The following is a 17,381-nucleotide window of genomic DNA, read 5'->3' on the forward strand; positions in this document are numbered from 1 at the left end:
CCTTATGCTAAACGTGGATCGAATGCCGATCCAGCGTAGTAGTAGCTGGCGAAGAGCTTGATTTCGCGGATGATCGGGATGCCAACCAGCTTCAATTCCACTGCCAGTCCGTTATTCACGATATCCTGACCATCAGGAATATTGACAACATATCCGGCCAGTTCGCTGGGGTATGAAGCCACCATGGTATTCAGACCGTTTTCCAAATTGGCTTTCAAAAAATTAATACCTGCTGCGCCGTCTTCACGCATAGGATCGCCCGATTCGTCGTAAAGCGATTTCAACGCTTGAATGCGCGAAATACGCACTCCTTTGAACACCGTGCGCACCACCGGAATATAGCGATAGTCACTTGTATCTTCGGCCATGGTGCGTGCATCGCCAAAATAAACGGACTCCAGTCCTGCATAACGCTTGCCGACTATGTAACCTGCCGCTTCCAACACAGCGCACTGGGCGTTGTTCAGCGCGTCGGGCAAACCGGCCTGCGAGATTCCGCCATCCCGTACGCGTCCCGGAGCGCGGCAGACCGGGATGGAGATTATCCGCCCGGCCAGTAACCCGGCAAAATTGCGGGTCAACGAGCGACCGATACTGTCAGCCACCTCGCCGAAATCAACACTGACAGCCACAAAACGGTGCGCGAAACCGTCCCGATCCGCGACCATGGCCGCCACCCAGTCGTCGAGGTCTTCACCGTCATAGGGCAGCCTGGCTTCACAGATGAAAAATGTCGGACGGTGGGCATTCCATAGCTGATCAGCCTGCACGCCCAAAGCGGACCAGTCCGAAGAATCGGATGCGCCGACGACGTAGACAAATTCAACATCATACAGTTCCAGAGGGCGTTCCAGCGCGGATACAACAGCACTGATCGACGGCACCGGGGCCTGTACCTCAAAGCTATAAGCGGTGCCGAGCACGTAGCTGTCGACAGCCAAAGTCACGGTTACGCCCGTATCGCCCACGCTGATAGTGCCGTCCATAGGCATGGTCCTGGACAGGGAGTAGCTGTCGCCGCCATCCAGACTGATTTGGTATTGGGCCTCGTTCAGCGTCCCCGCCTTGGTGACCCGGATAATCACTTCAGCCCTGGCCAGGGGCGAACCGCTGACGGCAATAGCAGGACCGTCACCAACCTGAGCTACCGGCCCGATGGCTGCACGGATGGTCGCGGTGTAGCGGTCACCGTCAACCAGGTCTTTGCTGTCATCCAGCACCAGAGTTATCCCGGTCTCACCGATGGCGATCTGCCCGTTGGCCGGGGTGGCCGTGGGAGCATCCCAGGTGGTGCCGTTGTCCAGGCTCAGCTTGTAGGTGGCTGTGCCCAGAGCACCAGCAGTGACGATTTCGACAATGGCGTCCGCATTGCTGCCCGGCACGCCGGAGAGCGTGCCCTCCGGCCCGCTGCCGCTATGCCCGACCAGACGGGCGTATCCGCCTGCCTGACCTGCTACCGGCACGGCCAGCACAACCGCAGACTGCCCGGCCATGGCCAGGACGTCCCGCAAGCGATCGGTCAGCGGCCCGACACCCAGCGTGGCTTCAGGGTCACTTGACGGCCCTAAAATGTATCCTTTGCCGACTTCACCGGCCGAACAGCAACCGGCCACGATGCAGGTGCCGTCAACGCCGCCGGGCACCAGCCCGGACACGCCGTCAACAATATATTCAAGCACATCTCCCATTGCTTACCTCCCGCCGCCCAGCGGCCGCTTCCGAAAATTGTCCAGCGCAGCATCAAATTCGGCCCGAGTGAGCATTTTCCCCTCGGCCCAGCGATTGGAACGCATCAGTCCGGCCAGCTGCCAGGCAGGAATATCAGCACCCAATGTTTCGACCGCGACCAGAGACTCGGCCTTTACTGCAGCCGCATCAGGTGGTTCCGCAGCCACGCGCTGGGATTCATCCTTGGACACATCCACACTCTTGGCCTGTTCTTTCTTTGCCATTTTATTCCTCCGAATATGTTGGAGTTACTTCCACGTCTTTAATCAAGGCGACGTCATCGTCTCTGGTAACCAGGCTTGTGAATCTCAAATGAAACACTTTTGTCAGCTTTTTCTTTATGCTTACTTCGACCAGCTTGGAGCCGAATCCGTTTGACTCGACCGCCTCAATCTCAATTTTTACAATGTTATTATGCCCGTCAGCGATCTTGCGCGGGAGGTCTCTGTGCAAACTGTGCGCAAAATCTTTGAGCCAGTTTTCATCGTTGGCGACGATGGCCAGTCGCACCGGGGTGATGACCTGATCAAGTGCTTTTCGGATCGTACGATGGGTGTACTCTTTTTCTGGGGTGGGAAATTTGGACAGGCTGCGGCGATATGATTTAACAGGCGCTTTTAAAATCTGGATTTCAATTCGAGGCAGAGGCAGCAACGCATCTTTGATGACCATCGGGGCTTCATAGATTCGCTTTTTGTAGTCTGATTCATAAGGCAGCCCGGCGGCCATAGCCGCTGTGGTAAGGATATCAAAAATCAATTTTCTCATTTTGTATGTCCTATACTCCGAACATTGATTTCAGGTGTTCAACCATCAAAGCCTTGATTTCGGCGCGGTCTTCGTCATCTATGCCCAGATACGGACGAGCAGGCAGCTTTACTTTATGGCCACGCCCGGCTTCTCCGCCGAGCTGGTGGATGCGGGCGTAAACCTCATTGGAGCCAACACACACCATTTGCGGAGTGGCCTCATAATCAATGCTTTCCATTAAAACTTTATTTTTCACCAACGTTTGACCACTTTGCTTTATTGCTCGTTGGCTAGGCTTCCACTTTTTCCCATCAGGCCCTATGCCAGTTTTAAATCTCTGGACAACAGATGTTCTTAAGGTATCCCCGACTGCATCCATCAACTCCTGCGTGCGCTGAGACTGGTGGATGGCCGTGTCTATACCACGCATAAATTTGCTCATATCCATCTTAAAACTGACACCCATCAGAATCTGCTCCAGTCTTTAAATTTGCGGGGCGGGGTTACAACGATAACGGTGTCATTGGGCTGCGCGCTCGTTGCTTCAGGTGGGGCGAGCCTGATTTTGCCTAGCCTGATCTGATCCATTTCCTTTTCAGCCCGTTCGGCCTGTCTTTGCAGTGGCAGGAATTCGTTATCTGAGCTGTTCTCATCAACAACAAGTGAAGTAATGGCACTGACAGAGCGGTAAGCAGACAAAGTTGCACAGATCCGCTTGACCGTGGCCGGGACATCATTAGCCGTCACGGTATAGCCGCCGGACACAAGCGCCTCGGACATTTCAGATTCAACATTTGCCATGGTACGGGCTACTTTCTCTGCATCTATTTTATCAACAGCAGCCAGATAATCAGCAAGCAGGTAGTCTGTTAGATCGCTTCTTGTGCAGTACATGTGCGCCTCATTCACGTTTTGAACTAGTTTTAAACTAGTTTAATGAGTTTAAAGCGGGGCGACATATTCAATGCGGCCCCGCTCGGCTTAGAATTGATTTTGGGAGCTAGTCGGCTTCAGAAACTACTACGGCTTTGCAGGTAGAGCCTGGTGCCACGCCCGGTAGCGGTTTCGAATTACTTATATTCTGGAGACTTCCAGCCTTTTCATCTTTGACTGCCTTCAAAAACAACGGCAGGGCCTGTAAGTTAGCATCAAGATCATCAATGGCCGCGTATTTAAGAACCGTATACTGCGGGGTGACCATCCGGATCTCGCTGTCGGGAACCTTAGGAACGGGATTGCCGTCCTCACCATAATAAACCTCACTCATCTCAAGGACGACAAACTTGCCTATCTGAACGCTACCGTCTTCTTTAATGCGCATGGGTGTGCGCGAATCCTTATTCTGATCCACTAAGTCAAGTAGATGGCCAAAGGCTGTTATCCCGGCGTAAACCTTTCTTTGGCCTGGATAACCGGCCGTGGTAAGTTTGTTATCCATCTGGCGTAACAGAGAAAGCACAACGGTGCGGGACACGTCATCTGCATTCCAGAGATTTTGTTTGGAAACTGCCACTTCCTGAATAGAAGAACTTCCGTAACTAACGGTATAAAGCTTGGATTTTGCTGAATCGACCTGCAACTGATAGCTGATTTTGCCATCAAACAGTGCCTGTGAGCACAAGGCCTCGGTCGTTAGGTTGGTGGATTCACGAAGATCAACAATTTGGCCATTAGCATAGTTACGCAGACTTTCATCTGTCAGCATCTTCAGATTGCTGAGCATCACCGGATCTATATCGGAAAAAAGCTTGACCGGCAGTGGTTCAACATAAACAGCTTCCAGATTGCCACTGGCGACGTTAATAGGCTGGCCATTTCTGGCCACAACGGGCATATTTTTGATAACCTTTTTCAATTCTGCCAAAGGTATAACCGGGGAATGTATGCAACTACGGTTGGTGAAAACCGTATCTTTAATGGTCTGGGGTTGTGCGGCTACAGTCTTAAGTACATTACGGATAGCGGCCGCCGTATAGAATCTCCTGAGTCTCAATTCAAGGGACATAATTTGCTCCTTATCCTACGGGATAAATGTTGATTGCTTCAAGCAAGGCCAGTTGGTCCGAGGTCGGGGCGAACCCGTTTACCGATATCTGTCCGGTCACGACTTCACCGAAGACAACAACGGCAGCTTCAGTGTCTCCAACTTCGGCCACGTGCTTAAGCACGCCGCACGGGCTGGGATCGTGATCAGCTGTAATAGAGGTTTCAGCTGCCGGAGCTGCTGCGAACGAAACAGCCCAGGCTCCGGTCGCATAGTCCACGCTTCCGCTGCCTGAACCGGTGGAAACCAGCACACCACCTCCGTTATCGGTAAAAGTCTCGACGCCATCGGTAATACTCAGGGAGCCGGGCATCATTGATCCCAGCACGCCATTGAAAGCGGTTACGGCTCCGTCTCCAATACCGACAACGGTTCCAGTCACAGTTTCTTCAAATTCCAGCAATTCGCCGTCAGAGTTACGGCTCATCAAAGCCCCGGCTGGTATTTCCGCAGTCACTGCGTCTGGAAAGTCATAAACTCTGGTTATGCAGTTCTTCCCGGCTTCGACCTGGACTTCACTCAGGCTTTCAAATCCGATTGTTGCGTTATGATCTGCCATTGTTTTTATCTCCTGTTATTCCCTACATTTTAGCGGCGAGGTCGATTGCGTCATCATCACCCTGGGACTGGGAAAAGTTGCTGCCGCTGTCGTTAGTACGCCGTGCGAATTCACTAAGCGTCCCCAGAACCGGGTTGCTTTCCAGATCGCGCAAATAGGCCTCACGCGGTGTCACCTTTTCATTCTGGCCGTCTTTGGAAAAATCCATAGTTGCACTCTCGTCAGCCATGGCACGAGCAAAGTTGAGGGTCTTTTCCTTATCGCCGGGCAAAAGCTTGTCTTCCTTGATCAAGGCATCAATGCGGCCTTCTAATGCCTTATCAGACTGAGCCTGTTTGAAGTCTGCCAGTTCCTTTCTTGCTTCCCTGGCTTCATCCTCGGCAGCCTTGAGCTTGTCGGCGGCTTCCTTGTCCTTGTCGCCATCCTTGAGTTTCTTGATTTCGTCCTTAAGCCTTTCGATTTCGGCCAGAGCCTGTTCAAGGTTCATACCTTCCTCCTTGGGCGTTCTGCCCTCGTTTGCGGTAAATTCGTATGTTTCCAGTTCAGCTGATACTGAAAATTCAATGTCCTTAAGTCCTTCCACAGCTGGCAATGCTGCACCCAGAAAGGCCACGTGGCGCAACCGTAGATTCTTATCCACGGAGATCGAGCGTTTTTTATATCGGCCAGATTTCAATGCCTCGACAAATTCCGGGGCCACCTGGGCAAAGTCACCCTTGAGGGTATCGCCCTCCACCCATACCTTGCTCACCCAGCCGTAGGCCGGGGCGGTTTCCTTGGGATGCCCAATCACTGCCGGGGCTTCTTGCCGGTTCGGGTCGTATTGCCCGGCAATCCTTTGCAATTCTTCCGGAGTCCAGACCCGGCGTCTCCCCTGGCTATCGGTCTGGGTACCGGTGCGAAAAAGTTCCACGTTATGAAGTGTCGCCATATGTATTGACTCCTGTATTTATGCGGTCTAAGATAAAGTCTTATGAAATATAAATACGGCTTTGAATCCATATTCGATCATGATCCCACCCCTGAAGAACTTGACCTGTTCGGCATCAGGGGCGAAGGAGATGTTCCGCGCTATGCCCAGCTGGTTAAAGAAGAGGAAGAGCCTAACTTTGTTGATTTGGCCCGTCTCTATCACCACCGTGGCAAAGATGCTGAAGTGAAAAAATACCTTTCAAAGATCGAAGATCCGCAGTTGCGCTTTGATACCGAATACGGCTTTCACGATTGCGCGATTACCCCCTAATCCGCCTACGCCCCAAGATCGTCAGGCGGTTATAAATTTCGCTTTCATCCTTGCCGCTTATCTTTGCCAGAACTCCGGTCACCTCATCCGTGTATTGAAAACGATCTATTGTTGAATGGATTTTCTCCATCTCTTCCAGCAGCTCCGCATTGTCTTTGACGCCCAGATCGTCCAGCAATTGTCCAAACTCTTTAAGCCAGTTCCCATATCCCCAACCTTCGGCCTTGACCTTCTCAAGGTGGACCGGTGTAGCTCCCATCTTCTCCAGCATCCGGGGATAGGTTCGCCGGGAAACCCATTGGTTGACGATCTCCATCATGCGATAGCTGTGGTGGTCTCTCGAAGGTCGTACCCGCTCTAAAACCTGATTGTTATGCATCATTTCGTGCCAGAGCGATTCAAGCGCATATTCCTCATGGAAATGCAGCTGCTGCCCTTTGCCAATCTTCTTGAAAGCAGACAATAGATCTTTACTGGGTGTCATCATGCCGGGGAAATTCTTCGTTGAAAGAAAAATAGTTCCCTGTGAGTTCGTGGCCATAAAGTAGCTGGCGCTTTTAAACTGCACACTCTTGATAGGCCTCTTACTCATGTCACCCAGATCTTTAATGATGGTGTCCACCATTTCTTGTCTGGTTTTGACTGTCGGCCTAGCTTGCGCCGCCTGCTTCTTCGGTTTCGGAGTGTCCTCCCTTTTCCTGCTTTTGATGATACGGGCCAGATCATCGGGGTACTTGTCATAATCCGGCTCAAAGGCATCTTTGCCCACGTTCCGCGCCCAACCTTTGTCGGGCATGGGGTTGACGTTAATCTCGCTACCGTCTGGCAGTTTAACCATTGTCGGGCCGGGAAATTCATTCTCAACCTTGAGGCCCATTTTCTTCAGCTGCCGTTCTGAAAGCGACATCACCGTACAGCGGCAGCGAAATCCGTTAGGCGGGTAATACTTATTCCAGAATTCATGCTCCGCTGGATAAACCTTGCCGTCCAACGCCATGTGGCTAGGACGGGTACGTTTGTCTTCCACCGCGATATACTGCCAGTAAGGTCGTAGCCTGTTTGTTTTCTTCATCTGCTCATAACGCCCGGCCATGTAGGCACATTGCAGATTGGTGCGGAAGATGTTGTCCACTCGGTGAGCTTTCTTCCCGGTCCAGCCCTGAGCCTTGATGATTTCGGGGAACTCCTTTTTGAAGTCGACCAGAGTCCCGCCGTTTTTAAGCATTTTATCTAAGGCATTCTGGACCGCTATAACCTGATCCAACTGGTTAATCCCTGAAACTGTAAAGGCTTGGGCCTTGGACTTTTGACTGAGCGTGTCAAATTCCTTGCGGGTTACCGGGACTTTCTTTGCCCAGAATTTGAGGGCCGCTTCCGGCTGCAAAGGATCAATACTAATCATCGTTTTCCCTGTGCGTGGCAGCATGGCCAGCAAGCCGGACATTGATCATGGCGTTAGTAAGCAGTTCCTCCATTTCATCCTGATCCAACTCCTGTCCCAGCAGCTCCGCAAGCCGAGCATGCAAATCTTCCACTGATTCGGCCTGCTGAACCGTTTTCTCAAGTTGGGTGACAAACCCCTTATTTATTTTTACGGCTTGAGCGGACATTTCTGCGGCAAAACGGTCTATTGCCTGCTGATAGTCATCAGACGTGGAAAAATTGGAACCGGCGCCAGGAGCAGCAAAAGCCGCCGGTTCCTGCTCCTTGTATGGAGCTAGTTGTGAGGATGAGGGGGATGAGTCGGTTACAACGTCAAATTCGTCTGCTGATAAGCCATATTTATTAACAAAATGTTCTGCTTTAAAGCGTACTCCAACACTGTATAATTTCTTATCAAGATCAGCTTTTTCATTATAATCTTCAGGCTCTGTAAAACCAAAAACCGGGGGGAAAACACCAGTCCCCATATTTATGCGTGTATAAATTATGGCCAACTCATTCATAGAGTTAATCAGCATAGCTTGATCTGATTCTGCCAGGGCATCCAACTGTTCGGAATGAGTTTGTGATGCAGCTCTAGAACCTTGCCCATCCTGATCTGTCGATAATGTCTGCCCGGTAAGTACTTTAGAAATCGCTTTATTCCAAAAAGTAACGTAACTTTTATGAAGGTCTCCCGATTTGCCTGAGACCTCAGCCAACTCAACTTCACTGCCTTTTGGGAGAACTGCAACAGCGTCTTGAACCATAGTTGAAAGCTGTGCTGCAATCTGTGAGCGCGCATTAGCATTTTCACCGGCTTTAGCGATAATCCATGGTTGCCCAAATTTTTCGCAAAACCTGCTCCAAAATTCTATGCCACCCCTTTTAAAGGCAACTGGCCATAAACACCGAGTTAAGAGCCGTACTCCATAAGGATTCTCATATGATGGGCGATGTCTGGTAATAAGGAACTTCTCTACAGGAAGAGGTTCACCATTAGGGCTTTCAACAGAAAGAAATACTGGACGCTGATTATAATCATAGCCGAACCAATCTCTGGGTTTGGATACGATAGCAGAAAGCCTATAAGACCCATTATGTGGTTCCCACATCAGTTCTGAAAAAGTCGGTCCAAAAAATGGTGTTTCCAAAATTTCACCGAACAAATTTCGCAGATGAAGTCGTCCAAGATCGCGTTCGAACATTTTGCAAATTGCTATTGATCGTTCGTCAGGTTCTTCTCCCTCCGCATGTCCTGGTGAATAATTGAATGATGTTTTATTTTGGGTACGAAGAATTCGTTTTTCTATCCCCGTAGAAATTTCATCATCACCGACTATTTCCTTTAAAATTTCGGCATCATCACCACGTTTTTTCAAAACGGGGTCTGGATCAGGGAATAAGCTGAACCATGATGCAGGGTCATACCCCCATGCTCTGGAAGCGGTGGCAAACTCAGAACCAAGTCCTGATAATTTGCTGGATTCAAATGAAATGAAGTCTCCGTTTGGAGCAAAAATCCCTTGACCACTCATAATTTGAATCCTTGTGTCAGCATTGAGGAGTAAGAGGTCCCTGCTGTTACAGGAGGCTCCCAAGGTACGCTTTCAATTGAATTTCTGGCAAAAAGGGCTAAAGCCAATGCCACTGCTGAATCATTATGGCGCTGACCGCTGCCGGAGTTCTGACGACTATCTGGTGGGCTGGGGATTCCCTGCTTGAGCTTCAGGCCGCGCAGGTCATCCAGAATGTCGCGGTGTTTGGGAATGAGTAGGGTTCGATCTTCAAACTGAATTTTTAATACAGGCATATTGTCACGGTACCAGCCTTGTGAAAGCATCACCTCAGCAATCAGATCGGCACCGTACTTCTGCCGGGCAAATTCTGCTAACGCCTGACCATTGCCACGCGCATCAAGAGCACCGCCGCGAAAACGTGGCAAACGGTCAACAACATAAGCAAGTATCTGCTCCTGACTGCGAAAAGGCACATTGCGCAGCTCCAGTATGAAAGGAACTTGCAGGAAAAGAGATTCAAGCTCGGCCAGTGGGCAAATAACTGTCAGGTCACCGCTACGTCCGAAATCTTCGCCGAAAAAATGATTATGCTTGGCGGATAATATTTCCAGAACCGGCTTCAAATGTTCTTCACACCAATCAAGGATTTCGGAGGCAGCACGTTCTAACGGCCAATCAACAAAATCTGCTGAAGGAGGCTCGAAACGGATTACAGGAAAGTCTGTACTCATGCAGGATTCAATCAGATTACGAGTGATCCAAGCTCCACCTGTACGAGATGGAATGCAGAAAAGTTCTTCGTCTGCTCCTGCCCCGTAAGATATGATAATTTCTTCTCGCCATTCGTCCTGTTCTTTTTGAGACCACTGGCGTCCTGTTCTCTCGCAGATTCGTTTGTAAAGTCCCTCATCAATGGCGCGGTCAAAGTCACAGGTCAGGAGTTTGTAAGGCAGCTTTTTAGCCAGGATATCTTCAACCAGTTCATTAAACGGGTTATCTTCGCCGTTATGCGTTGAGATAATGAGCACCTTGCCGCCCCACATGATAATTGCCAGAGCTGCTTTAAGCAGCTCGGCTAAATCATTATGAAACGCGGCTTCATCTACAATTAACAAGCCCTGAATACCGCGTAGGCTACGGGGATTACTTGGCAGACTTATAACCCGGCCTTGTTTAAATTTGATTCTGAATGCCTGTATTTGGTTATCAGGGTCGTTAACATCGCCAAATAGTGTTTCACCAATGGCAGAGGCTCCCAGCTCAAGATATTTAGCATCTTCACCAACGTATTCAATAAATTCACGGGCCATTTCAAGATTGTAGCCCATGTAGTATACGTTCATGCCGCCTTCTGCTTTTTGCTTTGCTGCGTATTCAGTGGCAACCCAACCAGCTCCCCATGAATAACCGGTCCGGCGGGATTTCCTAACGACGACAACATCATTTACAGCTAATGCTTCGCGTAGTTCATGCTGATAAGGTAGGAGCTTAATTTTCATATCTATTTAAGTGCATCGAGCATCTTGCCAAGGGTGTCACTTGTAACTCCATTCCCAGAGTCCGTGGCCTGATCCTCATTGTTCTTGGTTTCCATTTCTTCGATAATTTTGGAGGCCTTCTGAATATCTGCCACTGCTTTAAAATCGACTTGGGAAGGGTCATTCAGCATTCTGTTCAACTTCATAGTCACAGCATCGCGCAGGGCCTTGGCCATGTCGTCTGTGGTTCTGATCTCAGAATCCACATCCGTAGCTGACTCAAAAAAATTACCGGCCCGTTCAAACTCGGCTCTTTGAAGTGCAACCTTCTCCAAAGCAGCAACTGCAAACGCGGACTGAGCGTCACCTTTGTCCAATGCCTTTTGGAGAAACGTTGCATTAGCCAGAATAAGATTTGCACGGCGGCCACACTCTGCCTCGGCAATCCGAGCTCGCATCTCCCGCCAACCATAGACCTTGGCCCACCGCTGAACTGTGGTATAGGCAACCCCTACCTCTTCAGCCACGGCCTTGAGTGACATACGCATAAGGCAATAAAGCTCCTCTGCCTGGTAGCGGACTTCTGCTGGCAGCTCCTTGCCCATGGTTATCTCCGCATCATTGGATGCTGCACGCCTTCAAGGCGTTCGCGCCCGTGGCAGACGTCATCGCCGTATGTGGTCAGTTCCACGCCGTAGCAATCTGCGTCTTCAATTTTGGAAAATTCAATCAAGCCCTGCCGTTCCATCCAGCGCAGTTCAGCCCGGAAACGGTCACGACCAAAAGAGCGAAAACAAAATTTCTCAGCACGAGCCAGAAGCACGGAATCATTGGCTGTGCCATTCATTTCCGCCAAGCTGTACAGAACATACAGACGTAGGCTTTCGGTTACTTCTTCAGGATATGTTTTTTTCATTATTTACCTCCGTTATTGAGCAGATAGTTTTCTTGGCGTTCAACAATGCGATCCACTTTCTGGAGAACGTCTTTCATGCCGCCCATTTCTGCCCCTAAACCGACGACATCCCCACGCAACCGTTCAAGGGAAATGGCGATACTATGCAGGGCCGTGCTGTCGGGCATATTGCAGAGTTTAGCTTCGTTCTCAGTAACCTTAACTTTTAGGGCTTCTACTTCTTTTCGCAGAGCCATGATCTGACGGATAAAAAGACCAGCAAGAGGGATAACCAGTATCTGAACGACCTTGAGAATGAGATTTAATGTTTCAATGTGTTCGGTCACTTTTTGCTTCTCCAAATATCAGCGAATTTCTCGGCACTGCGTCCAACGGTGTAACCACCAACACCGATTTTCATGAGTTCCCAGAGCTCAACGGGGAGAACTATTTCCGGTGCTTTGGTCCAAAACAGCGAGAGATATGGGTAAAGCAGGTAGTTGTTCGCTACGATGGCCACGATGGTCAGCATGAGAATGGGCCGCCATGAACGCTGCAACCAGTTACCGTTCATTTCGGCAAGCATGACCTTGATACGGGCATCAAGTTCGGTGAGATCGCCGTTCTGGTACATTTGGAACAACTTCAACTTTGCCTCTTCCCGCTCCTCGTCTGAGGTGAACAGGTCATCGAAGAGTTTACCGATGGCACCTATTACCCCACCAGCGGCATCGCCGACCTCTTTGCCGATTTTTACAGCTCCTAAAACACTCATAGCGGCCCCTTTCTACTGAGCGTTAATGGACAAGTGACGGACACCGTAAGACATACCGACGACGATTACACCGAACAGAGCGCCGAGGCCAAGGCCACGGACTCCCCAGCCGGTAAACGCGCCGATCGCACCCGCAAAAACAACACAGAGTACAAACACAATTGCACCACTGTGCCATGTTTCCACGTACTGGGTGGCAAACCAGCCGGGCCATTTATTCCATGTGAATATGCCGACCAGTCCGGCAGCAGTGCTGACAATGATGCAGGGCCAGAGCAGGCCGACAAGCCAGCCTGCGATACCGCCAACCAGTGCGCCGATACATGCGCAAATGATGGCAAGAATGATGTAAGTTTTCATTACTTTCTCCTTGTTAAGGTGAAGGTTTTCAAACAGGCCATGTGTTTTTTCGATGAGCTTATCGACAAGCGAAAAACCCCACTCAACTGTGACCGCGCCAAGCCTGAAGCCCAACCCGGCAACAAACAACATGCAGAATATCTCAAGGGAACTAGACATGATTACAGACCATCCTTGTAGATGGTGGCATTGCCTCTTTTACTAGCCGTCAGCACTTGGCGGCGGGGTTCTTCACCCGGCTTGGCAATGGAGATATGTACCCACTGACCGAACTCGACTATGCATTGATCAAAGGGGAGCCCGGAGTGGGCAAGGTGGAAGGCTACATCACGGGGTGTCATACCGGATATGACGATATCTGCGGCGCGGCCTTCAAGGTGAGCGGAATGGTCTGAGCCGCCCACGGCCTCATTCAGCCATGCGGGGCGGTAGCCGGATGTAATGGTTATGGGACGGTACAGCAGTCCGCGCAGAGGCTGCAGGACTTCCTTGCAGAGCGTTACCAGATTGGCGTATTCGAGAGAAGTAAGATCAATCGTTACCCGTTTACCCAGCCTTGCGGCTGTCTGGGAGCGCGTAAATTCGTGGAGAGTGAAATTGTCACTTAGCGAGATCATGAAAAAACCTCCGTATGCTTTAATGCGTTACGGAGGTCATTATGGAAGAGATTTAGAGAATAGACAGGTAAACAGACCGGATATGCAGTCTATTTTTGAGGGTCAAATCGAAGTAATTCTCCTTGAGTCTGAGAAAAATTTTTAGATTTTAATTCTTCAATAATGGATTGTTCTACACACTGATCTAAAAGAATTTTTTCTGTTTCTTTACCGGATAAGACTAAATGATTTTTAATTTCATTAAAAGTCGTAGTATCCTTTAAAAGATTTAAAGCTTCTTTGCAGAGACTTGGTTTTTCTCTCTCTGATTCGCCAGGCTCTTTCTGTCGATAGCCTTGTTCAGAGAGGTTTATCATAGCTCTTTTGTAGGAAGACTCAGAAATTAGGCTTAAAGTCTTGGCTCTATACAGCATAGCCGAAATTGAGACACGCCAGCGTTTTTTCATTTCTAAAAATGCTTTTAGACTCCATCTTCTTGGGCATTGTTCTTTAAATACAGACCATGGCATTAAGAATGCACTTGCAAACCGATTTGCTTCAGTCTCTTGTTGGGCACCGTGCTCAACTCCTTCATGTAAAGCTATATGTCCAATTTCATGTGCAATATCAAATAATAAACGGCTTGGTATTTTATCCTTGTAAACAAAGATAATAGGATTTTCTTCTGACTTTACTGAAAAAGCATCAATTTTTTTAGAGACCTTGCCAGACATGTTAACGATAAAAACACCATTTGCTTCAAGTGTACGCATCAAATTATCTATAGGGCCAAATCCTAAACCAAAATGATTACGCATATTCAGAGCTAATTCTTCAATTTCCTTTCCAGAAGAAGTCTCTTGCTCTTTTTTTAGGACATTGTCTTTAGGGAAAATGATACCCTTTGACTTAAAAAAAACATATAATTCACTAGCTTGTTTACCTTCCCTAGTTATAAGCCTTTTCTCTTTCATGCTTACATTTGCTTTGCCTCTGAAAAAACAATCTGACAATTCGAAGTGATAGGTAGATTGATCGTCTTTAGCGAAAAAAGCTGGTGGAACTTCAAGAATGCTGGCAAGTGAAAAAAAAGTATCCAGTTCAGGTAACAGCGACCCATTTTCAAATTTAGTTATAGCTGCAGGAGTTTTACCAAGTTTAGATGCAACATCTTTCTTGGTAAAACCACGTAGCTCTCTGGCCGCTGTTATCATCTTTGGATTAATTCTATCTAGGTAGAATTGTAGACTTTTACTCATTTTGTATCTCGACGTCTATTTCAATTTTTTCTAACACGCGATCGCTGCTAGATGTTAATTTTGGTTCTTCAACCACATCGGGAAGTTCTGTATTTGTATATAAATTTTTAACTTGTAAAGAAGATAATTTTGATTTTGTTTTATCATAGGTTGGGTGTATCCATTTTAAATCAACCGAGGAAAGCCCCATGGTAGTATCAATAGTGAGACCTATAATTAAGTTGCCTCTTTCTAGAAAAAGTGACCTCACTTGATCTGAAGGCAACAAAATTGGATTGTAAGGAGATTTTGCTAAAGCACTTTTTTTGGTAGACAGTCCTCCTTTAGGAACACCTGATTCTGGCTCTATGCGGTGACACCTAAGACTTAGTTCTCCAGACTTGATTTGCAAATCGTTGTTACCGAAGGTTACACAATTCTCTAATGGGCCACCTTTTTTACCTAACTCGATTATTCTTTGAGAATATCCATCCCAAAAAGATCCGCCAAAAGTATACTCAGTTAAAAATCTGTCTAGATTCATGATAGTTACCGAGGTTGAGGCGGCATCTTTAAAAGCCTTTAAGAGATGATCATCAAAAAGAGATTGAAGTTCAGTAAGTTGTGATTTCTTAATTTTTGACATTTAGTACCTGTTTTTATAAAAGTTAATTGAATGAACTTTTTTTATATAAAAATTAACCAAATGTCAAATTATTCACCTCTAAATATCTAGTAAGCCCATTTCTTCTTTAACGCTTTCAGATGTAATCCTAATTGGTTTACGTTTTAGAGTAATGAGAACGCCTTCAGCAACCCAATTTCTTATTTTTCTTTCTGAGACATTAAGACAGAAAGCGGCTTCATCCGGGCGTAAAAACTTTTTGTTTAATAGAGCAGCAATTTTATCTACTGGTTGCGGATTAGCATTATTATTGGTTGATGATTCTGTCGGCAAAACAAGCTGAAAACCTCGTATATCTTTTGGTGTACAACGTCTGTTACACCCCAGACAGTGCATAATCGGCCAATTACATATCCAGTAAGCACGCTCCGGCTTTTCACATTTCAGCCTGTCATAGACGACAGGATCAATCACACCGTCGTACTGCTCAAACCCGTCGGCCAACATCTTTCTAAGTGTCCGGCAAAGAGTGCTGTTCATATCCTTACCTCCGTACACAAATAAAATTTACTGAAACCATAACCACTGACCCAAATCCGCCACCGGCCATCAACTCCTTGAATCGGATCTGATCCCGTGATGCCCATTGTCCAGCTATTCAGACCTTGCACAGATACACGCTGCCTGCGCTTTAACTGCGGCTTTGGTTCTGTTTTTGGCTCTACAAGACCTAATTGTTCCATCACAACCTCACCAATCTGGGATGGAGTAAGAAAAGTATATTTGTTGTCCTTGCAGTACCAGATGCGGTCTATACGCAAGCGAAAAAGTCCTTCTTTAGCCCCGGGTTTATCCCACTGTTCGGCTGGAAAAATTTCAATTTTTGGGCCGATTTTGTGCAGTGTATGGCATAAAATATGTGCTGATTTCTTTTGCTTCATTTTATAGACACTCAATCTGAGAAAATTTTCATAACTGCGTTTGCCTGAGACCTAAAAAGTTTGTCACACTGATGACATTCACCTTTTTTACTACATATACAGCAGGCTTTTGATTTGATGGCCTTGAAAACTGATTCACTTTTGTCCTCACCGGACAGGGCCATCCTGATTTTCTTAACCTGTCGTTCCATATTTCCGGGGTACTTCCCATTCAGAACAAGATAGACTGTAGGCCTGTTCAAATGCTGATTTCTGCGGCAGAACCTATGGATCGTTCCATGCTGCTCGACTATCGCTGCCCGAAGGCGTTCCCGCTCCTGGTCCATGTTAGTTGGTGCTGTAGTCGATGCCGCGCTTATTACAACGCTGTTGCATGTCCTTAAGCAATGTCTGCATGTGGGCCTGTTCTCTGATCCAAACAAACCGTTCAACGCCGAACTGCTTCTTGCAGCGGGAGTCCAGCCCGTAAAGGTTCCAGCCGAGCTTTTTGGCCAGGATAAGCGCATAGCGTTTCTGTTTGGCTAGCGGATCTTTATCACTGATTTCTACAAATTCACCCTGATAGCCCTTGCCTTTTTTCTGGGTAGGAGTTGGATTCTTTATTTTAGCTGGCTGTGGTTTCCAGCCCATTTCACAAATATAGACATTATGAATAAGGTCATGCAGCTGCTTGATATTGAGCTTGGTCGAACTGTCCACCTGATAACGGCGTTTCAGCAGAATCATGTATGCTTCATCGTCAATACCGATCTGTTTCCTGGCAATAGCTGCTTTTTGTATTAATTGCTTTTTACCGTAGTTCATCACAATTCCTGTTAGCTGCTCATCAGGCCGGGGCCGCTACACTCCGGCGACCGCCCGAAGGCGGTTTCGCTTGACTTTAAGCGCGATCAATCAGATTCTGTGCTTGCGTAGTCCAGTCTTTCGACATTGTTCCACTCTCGACGCCAATCTTGAGGAGCTTTGTCATTGACTGGACCTTTTTTCCCAAGTTTAAAACCTGTGCTTCAACAGCATACATCCGGCTGATTGGAACTTTTATAGTTTCATCAGAATTTGAATGTCGTTTCATACACATTTACGCCTCCTAAAGAGCTGCTATATCAAGCGGGATAGCTTGCCATTTTTCTTCAATTCCTGTGCGATGGTAGAAGCGAATATACTTTTTACTACACAACACGCTCAAAGAGTCTCTAACGGCCTTCAT

General features: G+C 47.9%; 26 protein-coding genes and 1 other RNA gene. 1 reads left to right on the forward strand and 26 read right to left on the reverse strand.

Annotated features, from left to right (window positions below; all coding sequences use genetic code 11):
- Nucleotides 1-2: 2 nt before the first annotated feature.
- The 8 genes from G496_RS0104325 to G496_RS20415 all read right to left on the reverse strand — a co-directional run bounded on the left by G496_RS0104325 (nt 3) and on the right by G496_RS20415 (nt 6,012).
- Nucleotides 3-1,688, reverse strand: a complete 1,686-nt coding sequence (locus G496_RS0104325) for a DUF2586 domain-containing protein (RefSeq protein ID WP_027178202.1) — start codon at nt 1,686-1,688, stop codon at nt 3-5.
- Nucleotides 1,689-1,691: 3 nt separating this feature from the next.
- A complete protein-coding gene (locus G496_RS18800; protein WP_051294824.1) occupies nt 1,692-1,952 on the reverse strand; it encodes a hypothetical protein in 261 nt (86 codons plus the stop codon).
- 1 nt (nt 1,953) lies between these two features.
- Nucleotides 1,954-2,496, reverse strand: coding sequence for a hypothetical protein (locus G496_RS0104335; RefSeq protein WP_027178203.1), 543 nt, complete (start codon nt 2,494-2,496; stop codon nt 1,954-1,956).
- Between the two features lie 10 nt (nt 2,497-2,506).
- Nucleotides 2,507-2,944, reverse strand: a complete 438-nt coding sequence (locus G496_RS0104340; RefSeq protein WP_051294825.1) for a phage virion morphogenesis protein — start codon at nt 2,942-2,944, stop codon at nt 2,507-2,509.
- Entirely contained in the window at nt 2,944-3,372 is a 429-nt protein-coding gene (locus G496_RS0104345; RefSeq protein WP_034632323.1) for a phage protein Gp36 family protein, read from the reverse strand. Before G496_RS0104345 ends, G496_RS0104340 begins: the two co-directional genes overlap by 1 nt.
- A 106-nt stretch (nt 3,373-3,478) precedes the next feature.
- On the reverse strand, nt 3,479-4,483 hold the full coding sequence (locus G496_RS18805) for a major capsid protein (RefSeq protein ID WP_051294826.1): 1,005 nt from the start codon (nt 4,481-4,483) through the stop codon (nt 3,479-3,481).
- Nucleotides 4,484-4,493: 10 nt separating this feature from the next.
- Nucleotides 4,494-5,081 (reverse strand): hypothetical protein, encoded by a 588-nt coding sequence (locus G496_RS0104355; RefSeq protein WP_027178206.1) that lies wholly within the window; start codon nt 5,079-5,081, stop codon nt 4,494-4,496.
- A gap of 22 nt (nt 5,082-5,103) precedes the next feature.
- Nucleotides 5,104-6,012, reverse strand: a complete 909-nt coding sequence (locus G496_RS20415) for a hypothetical protein (RefSeq protein ID WP_051294827.1) — start codon at nt 6,010-6,012, stop codon at nt 5,104-5,106.
- 42 nt (nt 6,013-6,054) lie between these two features.
- Between G496_RS20415 and G496_RS0104365 the strand changes: the two genes are divergently transcribed.
- Complete coding sequence (locus tag G496_RS0104365; protein ID WP_027178207.1) at nt 6,055-6,324, forward strand: hypothetical protein; 270 nt, start codon at nt 6,055-6,057, stop codon at nt 6,322-6,324.
- On the opposite strand, the gene G496_RS20420 is transcribed toward G496_RS0104365, so the two are convergent.
- From G496_RS20420 to G496_RS20845, 18 genes are all read right to left on the reverse strand, one after another.
- Nucleotides 6,314-7,726 carry a phage head morphogenesis protein gene (locus tag G496_RS20420; protein WP_051294828.1) on the reverse strand — a complete coding sequence of 471 codons (1,413 nt, stop codon included), beginning with the start codon at nt 7,724-7,726 and terminating at the stop codon, nt 6,314-6,316. The two genes, G496_RS0104365 and G496_RS20420, sit on opposite strands and share 11 nt — an antisense overlap.
- Nucleotides 7,719-9,284 (reverse strand): phage portal protein family protein, encoded by a 1,566-nt coding sequence (locus G496_RS0104375; RefSeq protein WP_027178208.1) that lies wholly within the window; start codon nt 9,282-9,284, stop codon nt 7,719-7,721. The genes G496_RS20420 and G496_RS0104375 overlap by 8 nt, the downstream gene beginning before the upstream one ends.
- Nucleotides 9,281-10,765 (reverse strand): terminase large subunit domain-containing protein, encoded by a 1,485-nt coding sequence (locus G496_RS18820; protein ID WP_051294829.1) that lies wholly within the window; start codon nt 10,763-10,765, stop codon nt 9,281-9,283. The genes G496_RS0104375 and G496_RS18820 overlap by 4 nt, the downstream gene beginning before the upstream one ends.
- 2 nt (nt 10,766-10,767) lie before the next feature.
- Nucleotides 10,768-11,349 (reverse strand): terminase gpP N-terminus-related DNA-binding protein, encoded by a 582-nt coding sequence (locus G496_RS0104385; protein ID WP_027178209.1) that lies wholly within the window; start codon nt 11,347-11,349, stop codon nt 10,768-10,770.
- Nucleotides 11,350-11,351: 2 nt separating this feature from the next.
- The gene (locus G496_RS18825; RefSeq protein WP_034632326.1) at nt 11,352-11,660 is read right to left on the reverse strand and encodes a VpaChn25_0724 family phage protein; all 309 of its coding nucleotides are present in this window, start codon (nt 11,658-11,660) and stop codon (nt 11,352-11,354) included.
- Nucleotides 11,660-11,986, reverse strand: coding sequence for a DUF2730 family protein (locus G496_RS0104395; RefSeq protein WP_027178210.1), 327 nt, complete (start codon nt 11,984-11,986; stop codon nt 11,660-11,662). The genes G496_RS18825 and G496_RS0104395 overlap by 1 nt, the downstream gene beginning before the upstream one ends.
- Nucleotides 11,983-12,414: a holin family protein gene (locus G496_RS0104400; RefSeq protein ID WP_084407488.1), complete on the reverse strand. Its 432-nt coding sequence runs from the start codon at nt 12,412-12,414 to the stop codon at nt 11,983-11,985. Before G496_RS0104400 ends, G496_RS0104395 begins: the two co-directional genes overlap by 4 nt.
- Nucleotides 12,415-12,426: 12 nt before the next feature.
- Nucleotides 12,427-12,933 (reverse strand): hypothetical protein, encoded by a 507-nt coding sequence (locus G496_RS0104405; RefSeq protein WP_027178212.1) that lies wholly within the window; start codon nt 12,931-12,933, stop codon nt 12,427-12,429.
- A 2-nt stretch (nt 12,934-12,935) separates the two neighbouring features.
- The gene (locus G496_RS0104410; protein WP_051294830.1) at nt 12,936-13,391 is read right to left on the reverse strand and encodes a D-Ala-D-Ala carboxypeptidase family metallohydrolase; all 456 of its coding nucleotides are present in this window, start codon (nt 13,389-13,391) and stop codon (nt 12,936-12,938) included.
- Between the two features lie 89 nt (nt 13,392-13,480).
- On the reverse strand, nt 13,481-14,629 hold the full coding sequence (locus G496_RS20425; RefSeq protein WP_051294831.1) for a helix-turn-helix domain-containing protein: 1,149 nt from the start codon (nt 14,627-14,629) through the stop codon (nt 13,481-13,483).
- Nucleotides 14,622-15,254: a hypothetical protein gene (locus G496_RS0104420; protein WP_027178214.1), complete on the reverse strand. Its 633-nt coding sequence runs from the start codon at nt 15,252-15,254 to the stop codon at nt 14,622-14,624. Before G496_RS0104420 ends, G496_RS20425 begins: the two co-directional genes overlap by 8 nt.
- 78 nt (nt 15,255-15,332) lie before the next feature.
- The gene (locus G496_RS0104425; protein ID WP_027178215.1) at nt 15,333-15,773 is read right to left on the reverse strand and encodes a helix-turn-helix domain-containing protein; all 441 of its coding nucleotides are present in this window, start codon (nt 15,771-15,773) and stop codon (nt 15,333-15,335) included.
- Nucleotides 15,770-16,174, reverse strand: coding sequence for a hypothetical protein (locus G496_RS0104430; RefSeq protein WP_027178216.1), 405 nt, complete (start codon nt 16,172-16,174; stop codon nt 15,770-15,772). The genes G496_RS0104425 and G496_RS0104430 overlap by 4 nt, the downstream gene beginning before the upstream one ends.
- A gap of 11 nt (nt 16,175-16,185) precedes the next feature.
- A complete protein-coding gene (locus G496_RS20430; protein WP_051294832.1) occupies nt 16,186-16,500 on the reverse strand; it encodes a hypothetical protein in 315 nt (104 codons plus the stop codon).
- A 1-nt stretch (nt 16,501) separates the two neighbouring features.
- The gene (locus G496_RS0104440; RefSeq protein WP_034632331.1) at nt 16,502-16,978 is read right to left on the reverse strand and encodes a phage protein GemA/Gp16 family protein; all 477 of its coding nucleotides are present in this window, start codon (nt 16,976-16,978) and stop codon (nt 16,502-16,504) included.
- Nucleotides 16,979-16,987: 9 nt separating this feature from the next.
- Nucleotides 16,988-17,050, reverse strand: an RNA gene (locus tag G496_RS20840) — hammerhead ribozyme type II.
- Between the two features lie 4 nt (nt 17,051-17,054).
- Nucleotides 17,055-17,246, reverse strand: coding sequence for a hypothetical protein (locus G496_RS0104445; RefSeq protein ID WP_156900589.1), 192 nt, complete (start codon nt 17,244-17,246; stop codon nt 17,055-17,057).
- 15 nt (nt 17,247-17,261) lie between these two features.
- Entirely contained in the window at nt 17,262-17,381 is a 120-nt protein-coding gene (locus G496_RS20845; RefSeq protein ID WP_156900590.1) for a DUF3164 family protein, read from the reverse strand.

The sequence above is a fragment of the Maridesulfovibrio bastinii DSM 16055 genome (assembly GCF_000429985.1).
GTDB classification, from domain to species: domain Bacteria; phylum Desulfobacterota; class Desulfovibrionia; order Desulfovibrionales; family Desulfovibrionaceae; genus Maridesulfovibrio; species Maridesulfovibrio bastinii.

Coding starts and splice junctions, on each gene's coding strand:
- G496_RS0104325 (WP_027178202.1), bottom strand. CDS start 1,688: ATGGGAGATGTGCTTGAATATATTGTTGACGGCGTGTCCGGGCTGGTG.
- G496_RS18800 (WP_051294824.1), bottom strand. CDS start 1,952: ATGGCAAAGAAAGAACAGGCCAAGAGTGTGGATGTGTCCAAGGATGAA.
- G496_RS0104335 (WP_027178203.1), bottom strand. CDS start 2,496: ATGAGAAAATTGATTTTTGATATCCTTACCACAGCGGCTATGGCCGCC.
- G496_RS0104340 (WP_051294825.1), bottom strand. CDS start 2,944: ATGGGTGTCAGTTTTAAGATGGATATGAGCAAATTTATGCGTGGTATA.
- G496_RS0104345 (WP_034632323.1), bottom strand. CDS start 3,372: ATGTACTGCACAAGAAGCGATCTAACAGACTACCTGCTTGCTGATTAT.
- G496_RS18805 (WP_051294826.1), bottom strand. CDS start 4,483: ATGTCCCTTGAATTGAGACTCAGGAGATTCTATACGGCGGCCGCTATC.
- G496_RS0104355 (WP_027178206.1), bottom strand. CDS start 5,081: ATGGCAGATCATAACGCAACAATCGGATTTGAAAGCCTGAGTGAAGTC.
- G496_RS20415 (WP_051294827.1), bottom strand. CDS start 6,012: ATGGCGACACTTCATAACGTGGAACTTTTTCGCACCGGTACCCAGACC.
- G496_RS0104365 (WP_027178207.1), top strand. CDS start 6,055: ATGAAATATAAATACGGCTTTGAATCCATATTCGATCATGATCCCACC.
- G496_RS20420 (WP_051294828.1), bottom strand. CDS start 7,726: ATGATTAGTATTGATCCTTTGCAGCCGGAAGCGGCCCTCAAATTCTGG.
- G496_RS0104375 (WP_027178208.1), bottom strand. CDS start 9,284: ATGAGTGGTCAAGGGATTTTTGCTCCAAACGGAGACTTCATTTCATTT.
- G496_RS18820 (WP_051294829.1), bottom strand. CDS start 10,765: ATGAAAATTAAGCTCCTACCTTATCAGCATGAACTACGCGAAGCATTA.
- G496_RS0104385 (WP_027178209.1), bottom strand. CDS start 11,349: ATGGGCAAGGAGCTGCCAGCAGAAGTCCGCTACCAGGCAGAGGAGCTT.
- G496_RS18825 (WP_034632326.1), bottom strand. CDS start 11,660: ATGAAAAAAACATATCCTGAAGAAGTAACCGAAAGCCTACGTCTGTAT.
- G496_RS0104400 (WP_084407488.1), bottom strand. CDS start 12,414: ATGAGTGTTTTAGGAGCTGTAAAAATCGGCAAAGAGGTCGGCGATGCC.
- G496_RS0104405 (WP_027178212.1), bottom strand. CDS start 12,933: ATGTCTAGTTCCCTTGAGATATTCTGCATGTTGTTTGTTGCCGGGTTG.
- G496_RS0104410 (WP_051294830.1), bottom strand. CDS start 13,391: ATGATCTCGCTAAGTGACAATTTCACTCTCCACGAATTTACGCGCTCC.
- G496_RS20425 (WP_051294831.1), bottom strand. CDS start 14,629: ATGAGTAAAAGTCTACAATTCTACCTAGATAGAATTAATCCAAAGATG.
- G496_RS0104420 (WP_027178214.1), bottom strand. CDS start 15,254: ATGTCAAAAATTAAGAAATCACAACTTACTGAACTTCAATCTCTTTTT.
- G496_RS0104425 (WP_027178215.1), bottom strand. CDS start 15,773: ATGAACAGCACTCTTTGCCGGACACTTAGAAAGATGTTGGCCGACGGG.
- G496_RS0104430 (WP_027178216.1), bottom strand. CDS start 16,174: ATGAAGCAAAAGAAATCAGCACATATTTTATGCCATACACTGCACAAA.
- G496_RS20430 (WP_051294832.1), bottom strand. CDS start 16,500: ATGGACCAGGAGCGGGAACGCCTTCGGGCAGCGATAGTCGAGCAGCAT.
- G496_RS0104440 (WP_034632331.1), bottom strand. CDS start 16,978: ATGAACTACGGTAAAAAGCAATTAATACAAAAAGCAGCTATTGCCAGG.
- G496_RS0104445 (WP_156900589.1), bottom strand. CDS start 17,246: ATGAAACGACATTCAAATTCTGATGAAACTATAAAAGTTCCAATCAGC.
- G496_RS20845 (WP_156900590.1), bottom strand. CDS start 17,381: ATGAAGGCCGTTAGAGACTCTTTGAGCGTGTTGTGTAGTAAAAAGTAT.